This is a genomic window from Microbacterium sp. ZW T6_19, from assembly GCF_044987465.1.
GTDB lineage: Bacteria > Actinomycetota > Actinomycetes > Actinomycetales > Microbacteriaceae > Microbacterium > Microbacterium natoriense_A.
Genome location: NZ_JBJDRH010000002.1, coordinates 1 through 17,896, shown reverse-complemented (window position 1 = coordinate 17,896; position 17,896 = coordinate 1). Strand labels below are relative to the sequence as shown.

Here is a 17,896-nt window from a genome sequence, read left to right as displayed (position 1 = left end):
TTCACTCGGTCCACGGCATCGGCCTCTCGGGCAGACGAGCGCTGTCGTCCGGCAGGTGCGGCAGCTCGTCTCCTCCGGCCCGGATGCACAACCAGCGCAGCTCACCGGCGCTGTCGGGTCGCGCGCGCCAGGTGCGTGCGACGCCCTGACCCACGCGGATCACGGTTCCGGGACCGACCTCGACGATCTCATCGTCTAAGCCCATCTGTCCCCGACCCTCGAGGAAGACGTACAGTTCTTCCACTCGGGAGTGGACATGCCAGTACCCGGCCTCCTCGCCCGGCTGGAGAGCGTTCGCCGTGAGTCCGATGTACTGCATCGTCAGCTCGTGATCGACGACACGGCGCCCGTCACGCGCACGTGCGGCATCGAAGCCGCCGTGGTGCGCGCGCCATTCGTCGAGCGCTCCGATCTCGATGACCTGGAATCCGTTCATTCCTGCACCCCTTCCCGAGCGTCGTCAGCCGCTTTGCCCGTGATTACGCGCGTCCAACGATCGGCTGCGGCCCCGTAGACGATCCGGGAGTGACGTCGATCGGTCTCTCCCTGCCAGAACTCGACGCGCACAGGAACGATCCGCCACAGCGTCCAGTCGCCGGGATCGAGTCCGTCTCGAGCCGCGGACGATCGGGCCGCGAAGTCGGCCGCGCTCTCGTGCGGATCCGCCTCGACGACGTGTCCTCGTACGCGCACGGCCCGTACGAGGGGTTGCCACCAGAAGTTCAGCGCGGCAGCGGGATGCGCGGCGAGCTGAGCGGCTTTGCGCGAGGACCGCGGACCGGCGAACGCCCATCCCCGGTCGTCGACGCCCTTCAGGATCAGCGTGCGCGCGTCCGGCAGCCCGTCGACGTCCAGGGTGGCCAGAGTCGCCGCGAGCGGTTCAGCCACGCCGAGCTCGATCGCCTCCGACAGCCAGGTCTCGAAGAGCGTGACCGGGTCGCGCGGCAGAGCGGCCATGTCGAGGGGCGGCGCGCTGCCGATGAGCGAAGGCAGCGCACGCAGCCGGTCAGCGGTGTATCGGCGGGCGGGTTCAGGCTCGGGCGTCACCCTCACGACTATGCCACCGAGCGCGGACACCGCTCGGACGACATGCGACCATCCGCGTGCGAGCGGACTACGCGAGCTCGATCAGATCCTGATACTCCTGGCTCCAGATGTCCTCGACGCCGTCGGGGAGGATCAGGACGCGCTCCGGATTCAGCGACTGCACGGCGCCCGGATCATGCGAGACGAGAACGACGGCGCCCTCGTAGTGGGCGAGCGCGCCGAGGATCTCCTCACGCGACGCGGGGTCGAGGTTGTTCGTCGGCTCGTCGAGCAGCAGCAGGTTGGCGGATGACACGACGAGCGTGGCCAGCGACAGGCGCGTCTTCTCGCCGCCCGAGAGCACGCCTGCGGGCTTGAGCACGTCGTCCCCGGTGAACAGGAACGAGCCGAGCACCTTGCGGGCCTCGGTCTCGGTGATGTGAGGAGCGGCGGAGACCATGTTCTCGAGCACCGAGCGGTTCACGTCGAGGTTCTCGTGCTCCTGCGCGTAGTACCCGACCTTGAGACCGTGGCCGGGCTCGAGCTGGCCGGTGTCAGGCTGGTCGACGCCCGCGAGCATGCGCAGCAGCGTCGTCTTGCCGGCACCGTTGAGGCCGAGCACCACAACCTTCGATCCGCGATCGATCGCGAGGTCGACGTCGGTGAAGATCTCCAGCGAACCGTACGACTTCGACAGTCCCGACGCCATGAGCGGCGTCTTGCCGCAGGGGGCGGGCTTCGGGAAGCGCAGCTTCGCGACGCGGTCCTCCTGACGGACCTCGTCGAGACCCGCGAGGAGCTTCTCGGCACGGGCGATAATCTGGTGGGCTGCGGCCGCCTTCGACGCCTTCGCACCGAAGCGCGCAGCCTGCTGCTGCAAGGTGGTGGCCTTCTTCTCGGCGTTCGCGCGCTCCTTCTTGCGGCGCTCCTCGTCGGCCACCCGCTGGCGCAGGTAGTTCTTCCAGTTCATGTTGTACGTGTCGATGATCTGGCGGTTGGCGTCGAGGTAGAACACGCGGTTGACGGTTTCGCCGACGAGCTCGACGTCGTGGCTGATGACGATCAGGCCGCCCTTGTAGTTCTTCAGGAACTCTCGCAGCCACACCACGCTGTCGGCGTCGAGGTGGTTGGTGGGCTCGTCGAGGATCATGGTGTCGGCGTCCGAGAACAGGATGCGCGCCAGTTCGATGCGGCGCCGCTGGCCTCCCGAGAGGGTCTTCAGCGGCTGGTCCAGGATGCGGTCCGGCAGCGAGAGGTTGTTGGCGATCGACGCCGCCTCTGCCTCGGCGGCGTACCCGCCCTGCCCCTCGAACTGCTCGGTGAGCCGCGCGTAGCGCTTCATCGCCTTCTCCGCCACAGCCGGATCATCCGAGCCCATGGCGACCGTCGACTCGGCCATGCCGAGCGCGAGTGAGCCGAGACCTCGAGCATCGAGGATGCGCGTGCGTGCCAGCATCTCCGGATCGCCCGAACGCGGATCCTGCGGAAGATAGCCGAGCTCTCCCGACCTCGTGACGCTTCCACCCGAGGGGAGCAGGTCACCCGCGAGCACCTTGGTCAGCGTGGTCTTGCCGGCGCCGTTGCGCCCGACGAGTCCGATCTTGTCGCCATCGGAGACGCGGAACGAGACGTTCTCCATGAGCAGGCGTGCGCCAACGCGGATCTCGAGTTCGTGCACGGCGAGCACAGCGGGACGTCCGATCGTTCAGGGGGTGGTTGACAGGCCGAGCGGCCGACCTCCCAGTATAGATCGCCGCGGCTGTGCGTTCGGCCCACGCCTCGAGGTCCACCGCCCTGGCTCGGATGTCACTCCGGGGAGGGATGCGGTCGATACCTCAGAGTGATGCCCCGGACGGTACGGGCTTTCTAACGTCGAGATGTGGACGTCATCAACGAACTCATCCTGCAGACCGTCGCCTCGCCGTGGCTCTACCTCGTACTGCTCGCGGTCACGATCATCGACGGGTTCTTCCCCCCGGTGCCGAGTGAGACGGTGCTCGTCGCGGCCGCGGCCGTCGCCGTCTCCACGGGCGACCTCTGGATGCTCGCGCCCCTCGGTCTGATCGCCGCACTCGGCGCCGTGATCGGCGACAACATCGCCTTCGCCATCGGCCGGCGAGTGGGCACGACCCGCTTCTCGTGGATGCGGCGACCCCGCGTCAAGGCCGCGTTCGGGCACGCAGAACGCGCGCTCGACCAGCGCAGCGCCGCACTGATCCTCGGCGCCCGCTACATCCCGGTCGGACGAGTGGCCGTGAACATGTCGGCCGGAGCCCTCGGGTTCCGGTGGCGTCGGTTCCTGCCGCTCAGCGTGCTCGCCGGAATCAGCTGGAGCGCCCTGAGCCTCGTGATCGGACTCTTCGCCGGTTCGTGGATCAAGGACCAGCCTCTGCTCAGCGCGGCGGTCGGCATCGGGGTCGCGCTCATCATCGGACTCGTGATCGACCGCGTGACGACAGCTCGTCGGCGACGCACCGCTGCGGTGCAGATGGCAGGATGACAGGCATGGCACGACGCCGCAGACGCGAACCGCGCACACCGCGGATCAGCCGCCGCACAGCATCCCTCGTCGCTGTGTGCGCGGCCGTCGTCGTGCTGTTCGCCGTGCTGGTGCCGGTCCAGACGGTCCTGTACGGCACTCCCCTGCCGCTCTCGTTCATTCTGGGTGCCGCGCTCTGCGTCTCGCCGCTGCTGGCGATCACTCGCCCTCGCCCGGCTGTCGCCCTCTTCTGCGGGGCCGCCTTCGTCCTGCCTCTGATCGTGTCGCCGACGCTCGCGATCGCCGCGCCCTGGCCGTGGTCGGTTCCTGCCCTGCTGACCTTCGTGCTCCTCGTCGGCATCGTGACCTTCCGACACGGCGCCCGGTACGGCGCGTTCCCGCTCGTCATCGGCGTCGTGTCGTCGCTCATCGCCCCGCTGCTGCGACCTGAGATCGTCGCTACTGCGGCGACCGCGGGAAGCGTGACCGCTGACCTCATCGTGACGGCATCTGTCGCCTCCGCCATGTTCACGATCGCAGCGCTGCTCGCGGGTCGGGTGCGCATCGGCGCCGAGCTCACCAGAGAACGCGAGCATGCGGCGCTCGAGCAGTCCCGTCGCGCCTTGGTCGAAGAGCGCACCCGCATCGCGAGGGAGTTGCACGACGTCATCGCCCACAGCCTGTCGATGGTGCAGGTTCAGGCGTCGACCGCTCGCTATCGCCTGCCTGAGATCAGCGCAGAAGCCGCGACGGAGTTCGACAGCATCGCCGCGACCGCCCGGGAATCGCTGACCGAGATGCGACGGATGCTCGGGGTGCTCCGCACCGAGGATCAGACGGCAGAGCTCGCCCCGCAACAGGGCATCGCCGATGTACCCGCCCTCGTCGACACCGTGCGACGTGCCGGCGTCACCGTGGGACTGGAGATCACGGGCGACAGCGCGCGGGTGCCGCCCACCGTGCAGATCGCCGCCTTCCGGATCACTCAGGAGGCTCTGAGCAACGCCGTCCGTCACGCCGCTGGCGCACTCGTCACCGTGCGGATCCAGACCGATGCTGCGGCCGTCGGCATCCGCGTCCGAAACGCACCGCCGCCCGCCGCCTCGTCTCACATCTCGACCGGTCCGGGACATGGCCTTCGCGGGATGCGCGAACGGGCCGAACTGCTCGGTGGCACCCTGATCGCCGGCTCGACCCCGGACGGCGGCTGGGAAGTCAGCGCCTCGCTCCCTCTCACCGAAACCGCCGACACCACCCGCCAGGAGACCTCGTGACCATCAACGTCCTCATCGCCGACGACCAGGCCATGGTGCGAGCCGGCTTCGCCGCCCTGCTTGGCGCGCACGAGGGCATCCGCGTCGCGGGCCAGGCGGCCGACGGCGCCGAAGCGGTCGCCCTGTCGGCACGACTCGATCCCGACGTCATCCTCATGGATGTCCGGATGCCGGAGCTGGACGGCATCGAGGCGACCCGCCGCATCCTGGGTCCGTCGTATCCGGCCGCCCACGTGCCGCGGATCATCATGCTCACCACTTTCGACATCGACGACTACGTCTACGACGCGCTCGAGGCCGGCGCCAGCGGCTTCCTCCTCAAGGACGCACTGCCGGAGGAGCTCGTGCACGCCGTGCGGGTCGTCGCCGGCGGAGACGCACTCCTCGCCCCGAGCGTGACCCGTCGCATGATCGAGCAGTTCGCCGGTCGACGCCCTCGGACAACACGTGCGAACTCGGCTTTGAACGATCTGACAGAACGCGAGCGGGAGGTGCTCGTCCTGATCGGGAAAGGCCGATCGAACTCCGAGATCGCTGCAGACCTCTTCATCGCTGAGCAGACGGTGAAGACCCACGTCGGCAAGGTGCTCGCGAAGCTCTCCCTGCGCGACCGGGTGCACGCCGTGATCCTCGCGTACGACACGGGTCTGGTCGAGCCCTCCGCCTGAACCGCCATGGCCTGTTCCGGCGCGATGTCCCTCCACGGTAGGGGGCGAAACCGCACCGCGGTGTGATGTCTGCATGGACACCACGTCCATAGTCTCCGAGGACACCGCTTCCGAGGAGGAACCATGGCCATCGTGCACGCACCGTCGACCGGAGTCCCAACCGCGCCCCGCATCCCCGTCCGCGACACCGGTGTGGACCTCGTCCGCGCCGTGTGCGTCGCCGGTGTCGTCCTGCTGCACGCCATCATGGTGGGCGTCACCGTCACCGACACCGGCCCGGTCTTCGCGAACGCGAGCGACGGAGCCTGGTGGATCGTGCCCCTGAGCTGGCTGCTGCAGGTCATGCCGCTGTTCTTCGTGATCGGCGGCTTCGCCGGCCTCGTCGCCTACCGCCGACAGCGCGAACGCGGCGGTACCGCGTCGGCCTTCGTCGCCGCCCGAATCCATCGGCTCCTGCGTCCGGCGATGATAGTGATCGGAGTCGTCGGCGCCACGCTCGCCGTGCTGACTCTGGCCGGCGTTCCGCTCGATCTGGTGGCCGTCGCCGGGTTCCGGTACGGGCAGCCTCTCTGGTTCCTCGGAGTGTTCCTGTTCTGCCAGGCACTCCTTCCCGCACTCTCCGCTCTGCACGATCGTGCCCCGCTGCGCACGATCGCTGTCTTCGCCGGCCTCGCACTCGCCGTCGACCTCGCGCGGTCAGTGACCGGGATCGACGGGATCGGCTTCGTCAATCTCGCCTTCGTCTGGCTCGCACTGCAACAGCTCGGGTTCTTCTTCGCCGACGGCAGCGTCGACGCCTTCCGCCCGAGAACCAGGGGCCTCATCGCGGCGGGCGCCGCGGCGACCCTCCTCCTCTCCTTCGCGACAGGTGTCTACTCACCCGATCTCATCGCGAACATCAATCCGCCGACAGGCGCACTGTTGCTGGTCGGGCTGGTGCATCTCAGCCTGTTGTCGCTGTTCCGCGAGCGCATCGCGCTGCTCAGCACGCGTCCTCGCATCGCCGCGGTCAGCGCTTTCGTCAATCGCCGGACCATGACGATCTATCTCTGGCACATGCCGGTGCTTCTCGCGATGGCCGGAGCATCTGCGATCTTCGCGATGAACCACGGTGTGGTGCTCCCGGATCCCGGCAGTGCCCTGTGGTGGCTCGGCCGCCCCCTCTGGCTCCTGACCGCGCTGGCCCTGACCGCTGCGGTCGCCGTCGCCTTCTCACGCTTCGAGGAGAAGGCGGCACCCGCCTTCTCCCACGGCATCAGCCGATCGGTCGGCGCCGTCGGTCTCGGCGTCGGCGCCGTCGCACTCCTCCTGGTCGTGGGCACGACCCCGTTCACAGCGACAGCGGCTGTCGCGGCCATGCTGCTGGCTCAGCGCCTCGTGGCGCACGATCAGACTGCACCGCGAGCGGCCAGCGCGTCACCGACCTCGTCGGCGTGGCGGAGCGTGCGCACCATGAGCGGCACGACGCCGCGCAGACCCGAGCGTGCTCCGCGTGCACGCTGAGCCTCTCGTACCTGGGCGGCGAACCCTGCGACGACCGGGATCATGGTGATCGTCAAGGCGATCGTCATCGTCACCGACTCCGGGTCGATGCCGAATCGCCGCGCCGGAGCGAGCAGACCGCGCAGCACCTCGATCAGCTCGCCCGTCCGCGTGGTGAGGGTCAGCAGGCTCGCCAGCAGCACGATCGCGATCACGCGGCCCGTGCTGATCCACGCGGCGACCGGGCCGACGAACACGAGCAGCGCGCCGCCCAGGACGAGCACGAGCCATCGCAGCCGCCAGATCTCCCCGACCAGCACGCGCAGCGGAAGACGCGCGAGCGCATAGAGCGAGCTCGCCGCCGCCAGCGCCCCGGCGATGCTCCACTCAGAGGGCGGCACGAGGGAGAGCGCGAGTGCCGCTGCGGCCAGGATCAGAAGCTTCACGCCCGCTCCGAGCCGGTGCACGGCGCTCGTCCCCGGCGAGTACAGCTGGATCACTCGCACCGTCTCCGGTAGTGCGAGACGACGTCATCCGCTTCCCCGACGGCGGCGATCTCGCCGCCGTCGAAGAGCAGTGCCGCGTCGCACCGTGCCGCGAGTTCGAGATCGTGCGTGACGAGCACGACCTGCGCGGCCTGCGACAGCAGCAGGTCGCCGATGCGGCGCGCGTTGCGGAGGTCGAGCAGAGTGGTCGGCTCGTCGGCGATGATGAGAGAGGGGTCGGTGATCAGCACCGAGGCGATGGCGAGCAGCTGCTTCTGCCCTCCGGACAGAGCGGATGCCGGGGCGTCCGCTCTGTCCGTCAGGCCGTGCCGGGCGAGTGTCTCCGCCACCCGGGCTCTCACCTCGTCGCGCGGCAGACCGCGGAGCGAGAAGGCGAGATCCTCTGCCGGCGTCGGCATGAGGATCTGCGCCTGCGGATCCGTGAACACGAAGCCGACGCGCCGGCGGATCTCGGTTCGATGACGTCGAACGTCCAGCCCGTGCACATGGACGCTTCCCGACGTCGGCTCGACCAGTCCGTCGAGCAGGCGGGCGAAGGTCGACTTCCCCGAGCCGTTGGCGCCGATCACGGCGATGCGCGCCGCATCGAGTCCGACGCTCACGTTCGACAGGATGCGGTGTCCGCCGCCGAGCACCGTGACACCGTCGAGAGCGATGCCGCGGTGCGCTGTGTCAGGCCGCAGTCCGCGCATCTGTCGTCGCCCGCTCGATGCGCGGTGAATCACCGAACGCCGGCGGATACGCCCGGCTCAGCGCCAGGGTGAGCACGGTCGCGGCGGCAGCCTTCAGGAGGTCGCCAGGAACGAAGACAGCCGTGGACAGTGCGGCGGGAGCGAGATCGATGCCGAGGACGAGCGCCTGAACGGGGATGCCGAAGAGGTAGACGACGAGGATGCCTCCCACCACGACCGCCGACGCCGTACGCCCCCACGTGATCCCCGCGGAGCGGGTCATCAGACCGATCACGACGACTCCTGCGATCCAACCCAGGAGGTATCCGGCGGTCGGACCCACGAAGACGCCCAGACCGCCTCGGCCCCCGGCGAGCACGGGCAAGCCGATCGCAGCCAGTACGAGCACGAGAAGCACGGCAAGAGGGGCTCGTCGGGGGCCGAGAACGGTGCCCGCGAGCATCACCCCCAGGGTCTGCGCGGTGATCGGCACTCCGCCGGGGAGGGGGATCGTCACCATCCCCAGCACCACGATGAGTGCGGCGAAGATGGCGATGCGGGCGATGCTGCGGCCGCTGTCTGGCATGCGGATTCCTTCCTGAACACTGTTCACCTGAACGGTGTTCACTATAGTGAGTCCATGAGCCCCGATCACAACCCGGCCCGTCACGATCGCGACAGCGTCGCCCGTGCCGCTCTGGCGCTGCTCGACGAGGTCGGGCTCGCGGATCTGTCCATGCGACGCATCGCCGCGCGTCTCGACGTGCAGCCGAGCGCCCTGTACTGGCACTTCGCGAACAAGCAGGAGCTTCTCGCAGAGCTGGCCGACCGCATCACGGCCCGGATCCCGGTGACCGACGACGACGTCCTCACGACCGCCCGCAGCATCCGCGATGCTCTCTTCGCGTACCGCGACGGTGCCGAGCTGGTTCTCAGCACCTACGCTCTGCGGTTGGGCTCCTCTCACGCCCAGATCGCACTCGAGGCGTCGCTAGGCCCGCAGAGCACTGACCGCGCCACCGCCCTGCTTCATTTCATCCTTGGGCACACCACCCTCGCCCAGCTGCGCATGCATGCCGAGAGCCACGGGGCCGCCGCCGCTGCAGCAGCAGAGGAGATCGATCCCACCGCGGGCCTTGACAGCGTCTTCGACCTGGGAGTCGTTGCTATCGCTGGGATCAGCGCTTCTCAGCCGCGTGACCGAGCCTGAGGCCGGGGACGACGGCCAGCAGCGCGAGTGCGATGCACAACGCGTAGACGGCGCTGAACGCTCCCGCTCCGCCGCCGAGACTTGCGACCCCGAGCCCTGCCACGGCGATAGCCAGGGCAGAGCCCGTGTTCTCGGCGATCGAGAGCGCCGATGAGTTGAACCCCTGGTCGCCCTCGCCCGAGTACGCGAGGGTCAGCACCGTCAGGCGCGGATAGAGGAGACCCATCCCGCCCCCTCCGAATCCCCACCCGACGATGACGAGCAGCGGCGAGATGCCGAAGAGCGCCGCGAGCAGGACGCACACCAGAGCCAGAACGATCGATCCCAGTCCGATGGCGGCGATGCGGCGGTTGCCGAGGCGATCCCCGATCCGCCCCTGCAGGTCGGACGCTCCCGCCCAGGCGAACGCCGCGAGCATCAGCGCGATGCCCGCCCAGGTGGACGTGAATCCGAACCGTTCCATCAGCAGGTACGGCACGTATGCTTCTGCGGCGAAGAACGCACCCGCGGCCAGACCCCGGGTGAGCACAACGCTCGGCAGGCCGGGAGCCGCACGAAGAGTGCGTCGTGGAAGAAGGGGCACGACGGCGAACCCGATGACGACGAGCGACCCGAGCGCCAGAGGCCAGCCGACCTGCGGCGCCATGTCGGCCGAGAAGCCGACGAGGACCGCGAGGGCCGCCACGACCACCGCCAGAAGCAGCCGTCGGCGCAGCGCGCGCCGGTCCTGCGGGGCGCCGTGCCCGAGGTCGAGGTGGCGCAGGCGCACCACGATCACGAGGAACGCGACGGCTGTCAGCACCGCCACTCCGAGGAAGGCCCAGCGCCAGTCGAGATACTCGGCGACGGCGCCGGCGAGGAAGGGCCCGATCATCGACGGGACGACCCAGGCAGCGGCGAATGCGGCGAACACCCGTCCGTGCAGTTGCGGCGGATACAGACGAGCCACCACGACGTACAGAGCGACCGTCTGACCACCGGTGCCGAGCCCCTGGACGAGGCGCCCGATCAGGAACTGCGGCATCGTCGTCGCGAATCCAGAGATCAGCAGGCCGGCGATGAACAGCGAGACGGCCACATAGAGCGCGCCACGAGGGCCGCGCGCATCCGACCACGCACCGGCGGCGACCATGCCGATCACGCTCGTCGCGAGCGTTCCCGCGAAAGCGACGGCGTACAGCGCATCGCCGTCGAGTGCGTCGCTCACGACCGGCATCACCGTGGTGACCGCCAGGGCCTCGATCGCTGCGAAGAAGATGAGCGCCGAGGCACCCGCTGTGACCCAGATGCGCTCCCGATCCCAGATCGATGCGGCGCTCTGCACTCCACTCATCGACGTGTGAGCGACGCGATGCGCTCGACGGCCTCGGTGATGATCTCGGGGCTCGTGCCGAAGTTGAGCCGCACGTAACCTTCACCCTCGGCGCCGAACGCGCTCCCGTCGTTGAGCGCGACCTTCGCCTCCTTCAGGATGCGTCGGGCGGGGGTGTCGCCGAGTCCGAGAGCCGATACGTCGATCCAGGCCAGATAGCCGGCGTCCGGAATCCGATAGCGAGCCTCCGGGAGGTGCCTGACGAGAAGATCTTCGAGCAGCACGCGGTTGCGGTCGAGCGTGTGCAACAGGCCGTCGAGCCAGGCGTCGCTCTCTTCGCTGAAAGCCGCGACAGCCGCGAGAAGCCCGAACTGACCGGTGCGCCAGACGACTTCGACGGGAAGGCCGCGCAGCACGGCAGCGCTGTCTTCGTGCGCCGCCACCATGAGCGCGCACTTGAGACCGGCGAGGTTGAACGCCTTGCTGGCGCTGACGACCGCATAGCCAACGCGCTGGGCGGCGGCTCCGACAGAGAGGAACGGGGTGAAACCGGCGCCCGGCTGCGCAAGAGGCGCGTGGATCTCATCGGAGACGACGATCGCGTCGAACTCCGCGGCGAGCTCCGCGAGGGCCTCGAGCGAGCTCCGGTCGTGCACCGTCCCGGTCGGATTGTGAGGGTTGCACAACAGCATCGCGCGCGCTCCGTCTTCGAACGCTGTGCGGATGCCGTCGAGATCCAGTTTCCAGGTGGTGCCGGTGTCGCGCAGGGGCACGCGCTCGACCTCCGCGCCCGCCTCCTCGACCAGGTCGTAGAAGGGCGGATACACCGGCGGCGTCACGATCACACGCTCCCCCGGCTGGACGACCCGCCGCAGGATCTCGACGATCCCCATGCTGACGTCCGCGGTCGAGCGGATGCGGCCCGCATCGACATCCCAATCGAAGCGGCGCTTCGCGAACGCCGCGTAGGTCTCGGCAAGCGGACTGCGAGAGGCGATGTAGCCCGTGTCTCCCGTGTCGATCGCACGCTGCAATGCAGCCGCCACAGGGGGCGCCAACGGGAAGTCCGTCTCGGCGACGAACAGCGGCAGAACGTCTGCGGGATACTCCCGCCACTTCTCGCTGCTGCGCTCGCGGAGCTCGGCGAGCGTCAGCGCTGTGACCTCGTGCATGTTCCTCCGGGTGTCGACTCGCCACAGCCGGACCGGCCTCGGGACGCCAGAGCGCCGAGGCCGCTGTGCGGCAAAGGGCTGCTCGGCGTCAGATCGCGAAACCGAGCGCACGCATCATGTCGCGCCCGTCGTCGGTGATCTTCTCCGGACCCCACGGCGGCATCCACACCCAGTTGATGCGGAAGCGGTCGACGACGTTGTCCAGAGCCTGCGCCGTCTGCTCCTCGAGCACGTCGGTGAGCGGGCAGCCTGCGCTGGTCAGCGTCATGTGGATGACGAGAGCATCGTTCTCGTCATCCCATGCGAGATCGTAGATGAGTCCGAGGTCGACGACGTTGATCCCGAGCTCGGGATCCATGACGTCCTTGAGAGCCTCGGTGACCTCGTCGTACTTCTGGTCCGTGAGGGTGGCTGTCATGCGATCAGCCTACGCTTCGATCGGAGCGGCGGGGTCGAGGAAGCGGTCGTATCCCTCTTCCTCGAGGCGATCCGCGAGTTCGGGTCCGCCCTCTTCCACGATCTTCCCTGCGACGACGACGTGCACGAAGTCGGGGCGGATGTAGCGGAGGATGCGCGTGTAGTGCGTGATGAGCAGCACACCGAGGCCGGTGGACTCCTTGGCGCGGTTGACGCCCTCGGAGACGATCTTCAGCGCGTCGACGTCGAGACCGGAGTCGGTCTCGTCGAGGATCGCGAACTTCGGCTTGAGCACCTCGAGCTGGAGGATCTCGTGGCGCTTCTTCTCGCCGCCGGAGAAGCCCTCGTTCACGTTGCGCTGAGCGAACTTCGGATCCATGCGAAGGTTGCCCATGGCAGCCTTGACGTCCTTGGTCCAGGAGCGGATCGAGGGCGCCTCGCCGTCGAGCGCGGTCTTCGCGGTGCGCAGGAAGTTGGTCACCGTGACCCCGGGGATCTCGACCGGGTACTGCATCGCGAGGAAGAGTCCCGCGCGTGCGCGCTCGTCGACCGTCATCTCGAGCACGTCCTGGCCGTCGAAGGTGATGGAGCCGGAGGTCACCGTGTACTTGGGGTGACCGGCGATCGTGTAGGCCAGGGTGGACTTGCCAGAGCCGTTCGGGCCCATGATGGCGTGGGTCTCGCCCGTGCTCATGGTGAGGGTGATTCCGTTGAGGATCGGGGTGGTCCCCGCCTCGGTCTCAACCGTGACGTGCAGGTCGCGGATCTCGAGAACAGACATTCAGACTTCCTTCGTGACAGTCGGGTCGATGAGCACGTCGTCGCCGTCGATCTCGACGACGTAGACAGGGACGGGCTCGAAAGCAGGGAGGTTCTGGGGCTTGCCGGTGAGCAGCGAGAACGCGGAGCCGTGAGCCCAGCATTCGACCGTGTCACCCTCGACGAAGCCCTCGGACAGGGAGATGTCACCGTGCGTGCAGGTGTCGCCGATCGCGTGGATGACGCCCTCGGAGTCCTTGATGACGGTGATGGGAACGCCGGCGGGATCGACCCGCAGAGGCGTATCGGTCTCGAGATCGGCGACGCCGCAGACGCGTTCGGCGCTCACGCGCTCACCTCCGCGAGCTCCGTCTCGATAGCGGCGAGCAGCTCGCCCTCGAGGGCGGGGATGCCGAGGCGCTGCACGATGTCGGTGAGGAAGCCGAGCACGACCAGGCGGCGTGCCTCCTCCTCGGTGATGCCGCGTGCCTGCAGGTAGAACAGCTGCTCGTCGTCGAAGCGACCGGTGGCGCTGGCGTGGCCCGCGCCCAGGATGTCGCCTGTCTCGATCTCGAGGTTCGGGATCGAATCCGCGCGCGCACCCTCGGTGAGCACCAGGTTGCGGTTCGCCTCGTACGAATCGGTGCCCGTCGCGTCCTTGCCGATCAGCACGTCGCCGATCCAGACGCTGTGCGCGCCTTCGCCCTGCAGCGCACCCTTGTACAGCACGTCGCCCTTGGTGTGGGCGCCCTTGTGATGCAGGTAGACCTGGCTCTCGAGGTGCTGCCCCGCGTCCGCGTAGGACAGACCGTAGAGGTATCCCTCCGCGCCGTTCCCCGCGAGTTCGACATTCGGGTTCACGCGGACGATGCCGCCCCCGAAGCTGACGACGAAGTGCTTGAGGGTCGCGTCGGCGCCGACACGGGCCTGGTGGGCCGCCGTGTGGATCGCCTCGTCCTGCCACTGCTGCAGGCTCACCACGGACAGCGTGGACCCGTCGCGAGCGATGATCTCGACGTTCTGCGCGTACTGCGCCGCGCCCGTGTGCCGGAGCACCACTGTGGCCGAGCTGTGCTCGAGCGCCTCGATCACGATGTGCGCGTCGGCGCGACGGTCGGCTCCGAGTCCCGCGATCTCGAGGAGGATCGGCTCTGCGACCTCTTCTTCGCGCGGGATCCGGATGTGCAGCGCATCCTTCGCTCCCTGCCACGCCACTGCCGCAGTCACGTCCTCGGCGAGGAAGACCTCGCCACGGGGCGCGTCGGCGGCCGTGAGGGGCGCGGCGAGATACTGCTCACCCGAGGTGAACGTGTAGCTCACGCCGTCGTTCGCCTCCGACACCGCGAAGAGCGGGGCGAGCTTCGCCACAGGGGTGTGCTTCCAATTGACCTCGCGACCGGAGGGAGAACCGAAGTCGGCCGGCTCGAAGGAGTGCGGCCGCTCGGAGCGCGTCTGCACCGGTACGAATCCGGCATCGGCCACCTGAGCGGCGGGGTCCACATGGGCGTTGTCGTGCTGCGCCTCGATGGGCGCGGTCGTAGGGGCCGTCACTAGCCGACACTTCCAATCATCGTCAGAGGGACGGTCATCCCACACTGCCTTCCATGCCCATCTCGATGAGCTTGTTCAGTTCCATCGCGTACTCCATCGGCAGCTCGCGCGCGATCGGCTCTATGAAGCCGCGCACGATCATCGCCATGGCCTCGTCCTCCGGCATGCCTCGGGACTGCAGGTAGAAGAGCTGCTCCTCGCTGACCTTCGACACCGTAGCCTCGTGGCCGAGCTGCACGTCGTCGACGCGGATGTCGATCGCCGGATACGTGTCGCTGCGCGACTTGGTGTCGACCAGCAGCGCGTCGCAACGCACCGTGTTCGCGGAGTGGTGCGCGTTGGCGTCCACTCGCACCTCGCCGCGGTAACCTGCACGACCGCCACCGCGGGCGATCGACTTCGAGACGATCGACGACTGCGTGTACGGCGCCATATGGATCATCTTCGCGCCGGCATCCTGGTGCTGACCGGGACCCGCGAAGGCGACCGACAGGGTCTCGCCCTTGGCGTGCTCGCCCATCAGGTAGATCGACGGGTACTTCATCGTCACCTTGGAGCCGATGTTGCCGTCGACCCACTCCATCGTGGCGCCCTCGTGGGCGACCGCGCGCTTGGTGACGAGGTTGTAGACGTTGTTCGACCAGTTCTGGATCGTGGTGTACCGAACGCGGGCGTTCTTCTTCACGATGATCTCGACGACGGCCGAGTGCAGCGAGTCAGACTTGTAGATCGGCGCCGTGCAGCCCTCGATGTAGTGCACGTAGCTGTCTTCGTCCGCGATGATCAGGGTCCGCTCGAACTGGCCCATGTTCTCGGTGTTGATGCGGAAGTACGCCTGCAGCGGGATCTCGACATGCACGCCCTTGGGCACGTACACGAACGATCCTCCCGACCAGACGGCGGTGTTCAGGGCGGCGAACTTGTTGTCGCCCGCCGGGATCACGGTGCCGAAGTACTCCTCGAAGAACTCGGGATGCTCGCGCAGGGCCGTGTCGGTGTCCATGAAGATGACGCCCTGCTGCTCCAGGTCCTCGCGGATCTGGTGGTACACGACCTCCGACTCGTACTGCGCGGCGACGCCGGCGACGAGACGCTGGCGTTCGGCCTCGGGGATGCCGAGGCGCTCGTACGTCTCGCGGATCTCAGCAGGAAGGTCTTCCCAGGACTGCGCCTGCTTCTCCGTCGAGCGGACGAAGTACTTGATGTTGTCGAAGTCGATCTCGCTGAGGTCTGCACCCCAGGTGGGCATCGGCTTGCGGCCGAAGAGCTGGTACCCCTTGAGGCGGGTCTTCAGCATCCATTCGGGCTCGTGTTTGAGAGCCGAGATCCCGCGGACCACCTCTTCAGAGATCCCGCGCTTGGCGATGGCTCCAGCCGCATCTTCGTCATGCCAGCCGAATTCATACACCCCCAGGCTTTCGAGCTCCGGGCGGTCGATCAGCACATCCGACATCACACACTCTCCTTTTAGGTCCCAAACGGTGTCATCCGCCCCGACACACCTGATCCCCGTCGAGTCTGCGGGAGCGGGTGCCGCTGGTGGGCCCTCATCACCGGCGCTTCCATCGCGCCTAAACTGTCAGGGATGAGTACCGCAGTCTCGCGGCCATCCCAACATCCCGATTCTACAGGTTCCCTCTGACATCCGGGCCGCCGTGTCTGCGTCCAGAGGGTTCCGGAGGTGCCATGCCCGACGCAGCCGCTCCCGAATCCACCGCGACCGACGCCGGATTCCTGGGTCGAGTCCAGATTCTTGGTCCTCGTGCCTTCGGAACGCCGTTGCGGGTCCTCGCCTGGCTGTCGTTCCTCGCCGAGGTCGTGATCATCGGCACCGGGGGCGCAGTACGCCTCACCGGGTCGGGACTCGGATGCTCGGAGTGGCCCCTGTGCACGCCCGATTCCCTCGTGCCGATCTACGCCGACCAGGGCGTGCACGGCCTGATCGAATTCGGCAACCGCACGATGACGGGCGTGGTCGGACTCCTCGCACTCGCAGTCCTGCTGCTGACGCTGCACGCGATCGGCGGACGCCGCCTCCTCGTGCGCGCCCTGTGGTTCGCGCTCGGCGGCATCGTCCTCGCCGTCGTGGTCTACATCGCCTCCGCGGCGATGGGTCCCGTCCTCGGTGCGGCTCTGATGTCCACGGCGCTGCTGCTCTCGGTTCTCGCCGGCGCCGTCGACTCCCTGCGCCGTACGACCCGGCGCCGCGATCTCGCGGTGCTCGCCTGGGTGACGCTGGTCGGGATCATGATGCAGGCCGTCGTCGGCGGGTTCGCGGTGATCAGCGATCTGAATCCGTTCATCGTCGGCTTCCACTACACATCCTCGCTGCTGCTCGTATGCGTGACCGCCGCCTATCTCGTGCGCATGTACGCCGAGCCCGGCCGGCGTGAAAGCGCGGTGCCGACGTGGTTCGCGGTCATGTCTCATGTGACAGGGGTCGCGCTGGCCGCGACCATCTTCTTCGGCGTTCTCACGACGGGCAACGGACCGCACTCGGGCGACGCGAACATCGAGCGCGTGGGCTTCGACGCCACGATTCTCGCCCACGTGCACTCATGGCCCGGCTACATCCTCGCCACCCTGGTCGCCGTGCTCACTGTCGCTGCGTGGATGCTCAGGCTGAGGCCGCGCAGGTGGCTCCTGACCCTCGTCGTCGCGATCCTCGTGCAGGTGGGCGTCGGCGTATGGCAGGCCAGAGAGGGACTCCCCGAGATCCTCGTCGGGATCCACATGATCCTGGCCTCGCTCTCCGCTGCGGCGTACACCGTCGTCGTGTTGAACCTCAAGCGCCCGGTGGCGGAGAACAGCTGAGCGGCTCAGCCGACGCATAGCTCGCTCATCGGCGACGCCATGATCCGTCCGCCACAGTGGTGGACATGAACAAGTCCCTCACTCGCAGCATCGGCTTCTGGCTGCTCATCGTCCTGTCCCTCGCCACCGGCGCCGTGGGCGGCTGGCTGGTCAATTCGCAGCTGACCAGGATGACCACCACAATCCTCGACGGGACCGCGACCGGCGTCGAGGTCTACGTCGGCCAGTCGCTCGCCGTGCTGGGGTCGGCCCTCATCGGCGCCGGCGTCCTCGGCATCCTCATCGCCCTGGCGCTCGTCGCCGTGCGCTCGATCATCCCGGCCGCCGCTCCGGCGCCGTTGGAGCCGATCGACTGGAGCACGCCCGCCGCCGACGCCCCGCTGGATGAGGCCGCAGAGCGCACGACTGCGGCGGAGGCCGACCCCGAGGTCGTGGACGAATCCGCCCCCGTCACGGACCCGGCTGCCGACGCCGACAGCGAGCTCGCCGACACGCGTCGCAGCTGACACAGACAAAGAGGCGGGACTCATCGATATCGATGAATCCCCCCCCCTT

Annotated in this window: 20 protein-coding genes; 7 read left to right on the top strand and 13 right to left on the bottom strand. The window is 68.1% G+C overall.

Annotated elements, in window-relative coordinates:
• Window position 1 precedes the first annotated feature (1 nt).
• From ACI3KT_RS02495 to ACI3KT_RS02485, 3 genes are all read right to left on the bottom strand, one after another.
• Entirely contained in the window at window positions 2-436 is a 435-nt protein-coding gene (locus ACI3KT_RS02495; protein WP_404902347.1) for a cupin domain-containing protein, read from the bottom strand.
• Window positions 433-1,047 carry a pyridoxal 5'-phosphate synthase gene (locus ACI3KT_RS02490; protein ID WP_404902344.1) on the bottom strand — a complete coding sequence of 205 codons (615 nt, stop codon included), beginning with the start codon at window positions 1,045-1,047 and terminating at the stop codon, window positions 433-435. The genes ACI3KT_RS02495 and ACI3KT_RS02490 overlap by 4 nt, the downstream gene beginning before the upstream one ends.
• Before the next feature lie 67 nt (window positions 1,048-1,114).
• The gene (locus ACI3KT_RS02485; RefSeq protein ID WP_404902341.1) at window positions 1,115-2,713 is read right to left on the bottom strand and encodes an ABC-F family ATP-binding cassette domain-containing protein; all 1,599 of its coding nucleotides are present in this window, start codon (window positions 2,711-2,713) and stop codon (window positions 1,115-1,117) included.
• Window positions 2,714-2,905: 192 nt separating this feature from the next.
• On the opposite strand from ACI3KT_RS02485, the gene ACI3KT_RS02480 reads away from it, so the two are divergent.
• The 4 genes from ACI3KT_RS02480 (at window position 2,906) to ACI3KT_RS02465 (ending at window position 6,950) form a co-directional block, all read left to right on the top strand.
• The gene (locus ACI3KT_RS02480) at window positions 2,906-3,526 is read left to right on the top strand and encodes a DedA family protein (RefSeq protein ID WP_292909691.1); all 621 of its coding nucleotides are present in this window, start codon (window positions 2,906-2,908) and stop codon (window positions 3,524-3,526) included.
• 5 nt (window positions 3,527-3,531) lie between these two features.
• Complete coding sequence (locus tag ACI3KT_RS02475; protein ID WP_404902338.1) at window positions 3,532-4,779, top strand: sensor histidine kinase; 1,248 nt, start codon at window positions 3,532-3,534, stop codon at window positions 4,777-4,779.
• Window positions 4,776-5,447: a response regulator transcription factor gene (locus ACI3KT_RS02470; RefSeq protein WP_292909687.1), complete on the top strand. Its 672-nt coding sequence runs from the start codon at window positions 4,776-4,778 to the stop codon at window positions 5,445-5,447. The genes ACI3KT_RS02475 and ACI3KT_RS02470 overlap by 4 nt, the downstream gene beginning before the upstream one ends.
• Window positions 5,448-5,570: 123 nt before the next feature.
• Window positions 5,571-6,950 carry an acyltransferase gene (locus ACI3KT_RS02465; protein ID WP_404902335.1) on the top strand — a complete coding sequence of 460 codons (1,380 nt, stop codon included), beginning with the start codon at window positions 5,571-5,573 and terminating at the stop codon, window positions 6,948-6,950.
• Here the strand turns inward: ACI3KT_RS02465 and ACI3KT_RS02460 are convergent.
• The 3 genes from ACI3KT_RS02460 to ACI3KT_RS02450 are packed head-to-tail and all read right to left on the bottom strand — an operon-like array spanning window position 6,836 to window position 8,692.
• Complete coding sequence (locus tag ACI3KT_RS02460; protein ID WP_404902333.1) at window positions 6,836-7,429, bottom strand: energy-coupling factor transporter transmembrane component T; 594 nt, start codon at window positions 7,427-7,429, stop codon at window positions 6,836-6,838. The two genes, ACI3KT_RS02465 and ACI3KT_RS02460, sit on opposite strands and share 115 nt — an antisense overlap.
• Complete coding sequence (locus tag ACI3KT_RS02455; protein WP_404902330.1) at window positions 7,426-8,127, bottom strand: energy-coupling factor ABC transporter ATP-binding protein; 702 nt, start codon at window positions 8,125-8,127, stop codon at window positions 7,426-7,428. The genes ACI3KT_RS02460 and ACI3KT_RS02455 overlap by 4 nt, the downstream gene beginning before the upstream one ends.
• Window positions 8,108-8,692 (bottom strand): biotin transporter BioY, encoded by a 585-nt coding sequence (locus tag ACI3KT_RS02450; protein ID WP_404902327.1) that lies wholly within the window; start codon window positions 8,690-8,692, stop codon window positions 8,108-8,110. Before ACI3KT_RS02450 ends, ACI3KT_RS02455 begins: the two co-directional genes overlap by 20 nt.
• 54 nt (window positions 8,693-8,746) lie before the next feature.
• On the opposite strand from ACI3KT_RS02450, the gene ACI3KT_RS02445 reads away from it, so the two are divergent.
• Window positions 8,747-9,316 carry a TetR family transcriptional regulator gene (locus ACI3KT_RS02445; protein ID WP_404902324.1) on the top strand — a complete coding sequence of 190 codons (570 nt, stop codon included), beginning with the start codon at window positions 8,747-8,749 and terminating at the stop codon, window positions 9,314-9,316.
• Here the strand turns inward: ACI3KT_RS02445 and ACI3KT_RS02440 are convergent.
• The 7 genes from ACI3KT_RS02440 to sufB all read right to left on the bottom strand — a co-directional run bounded on the left by ACI3KT_RS02440 (window position 9,285) and on the right by sufB (window position 15,980).
• Window positions 9,285-10,649, bottom strand: coding sequence for an MFS transporter (locus tag ACI3KT_RS02440; RefSeq protein ID WP_404902322.1), 1,365 nt, complete (start codon window positions 10,647-10,649; stop codon window positions 9,285-9,287). The two genes, ACI3KT_RS02445 and ACI3KT_RS02440, sit on opposite strands and share 32 nt — an antisense overlap.
• Complete coding sequence (locus ACI3KT_RS02435) at window positions 10,646-11,800, bottom strand: MalY/PatB family protein (protein WP_404902320.1); 1,155 nt, start codon at window positions 11,798-11,800, stop codon at window positions 10,646-10,648. Before ACI3KT_RS02435 ends, ACI3KT_RS02440 begins: the two co-directional genes overlap by 4 nt.
• Before the next feature lie 88 nt (window positions 11,801-11,888).
• Entirely contained in the window at window positions 11,889-12,218 is a 330-nt protein-coding gene (locus ACI3KT_RS02430; RefSeq protein ID WP_292909671.1) for a metal-sulfur cluster assembly factor, read from the bottom strand.
• Window positions 12,219-12,227: 9 nt separating this feature from the next.
• Complete coding sequence (gene sufC, locus ACI3KT_RS02425) at window positions 12,228-12,998, bottom strand: Fe-S cluster assembly ATPase SufC (protein ID WP_292909669.1); 771 nt, start codon at window positions 12,996-12,998, stop codon at window positions 12,228-12,230.
• A complete protein-coding gene (locus ACI3KT_RS02420; RefSeq protein ID WP_292909667.1) occupies window positions 12,999-13,325 on the bottom strand; it encodes a non-heme iron oxygenase ferredoxin subunit in 327 nt (108 codons plus the stop codon).
• A complete protein-coding gene (gene sufD / locus ACI3KT_RS02415) occupies window positions 13,322-14,527 on the bottom strand; it encodes a Fe-S cluster assembly protein SufD (protein ID WP_404902317.1) in 1,206 nt (401 codons plus the stop codon). Before sufD ends, ACI3KT_RS02420 begins: the two co-directional genes overlap by 4 nt.
• A gap of 34 nt (window positions 14,528-14,561) precedes the next feature.
• The gene (sufB, locus tag ACI3KT_RS02410) at window positions 14,562-15,980 is read right to left on the bottom strand and encodes a Fe-S cluster assembly protein SufB (RefSeq protein ID WP_292909663.1); all 1,419 of its coding nucleotides are present in this window, start codon (window positions 15,978-15,980) and stop codon (window positions 14,562-14,564) included.
• 233 nt (window positions 15,981-16,213) lie between these two features.
• On the opposite strand from sufB, the gene ACI3KT_RS02405 reads away from it, so the two are divergent.
• Entirely contained in the window at window positions 16,214-17,341 is a 1,128-nt protein-coding gene (locus ACI3KT_RS02405) for a heme A synthase (protein WP_307297265.1), read from the top strand.
• 65 nt (window positions 17,342-17,406) lie between these two features.
• A complete protein-coding gene (locus ACI3KT_RS02400) occupies window positions 17,407-17,847 on the top strand; it encodes a hypothetical protein (protein WP_404902316.1) in 441 nt (146 codons plus the stop codon).
• Window positions 17,848-17,896 lie beyond the last annotated feature (49 nt).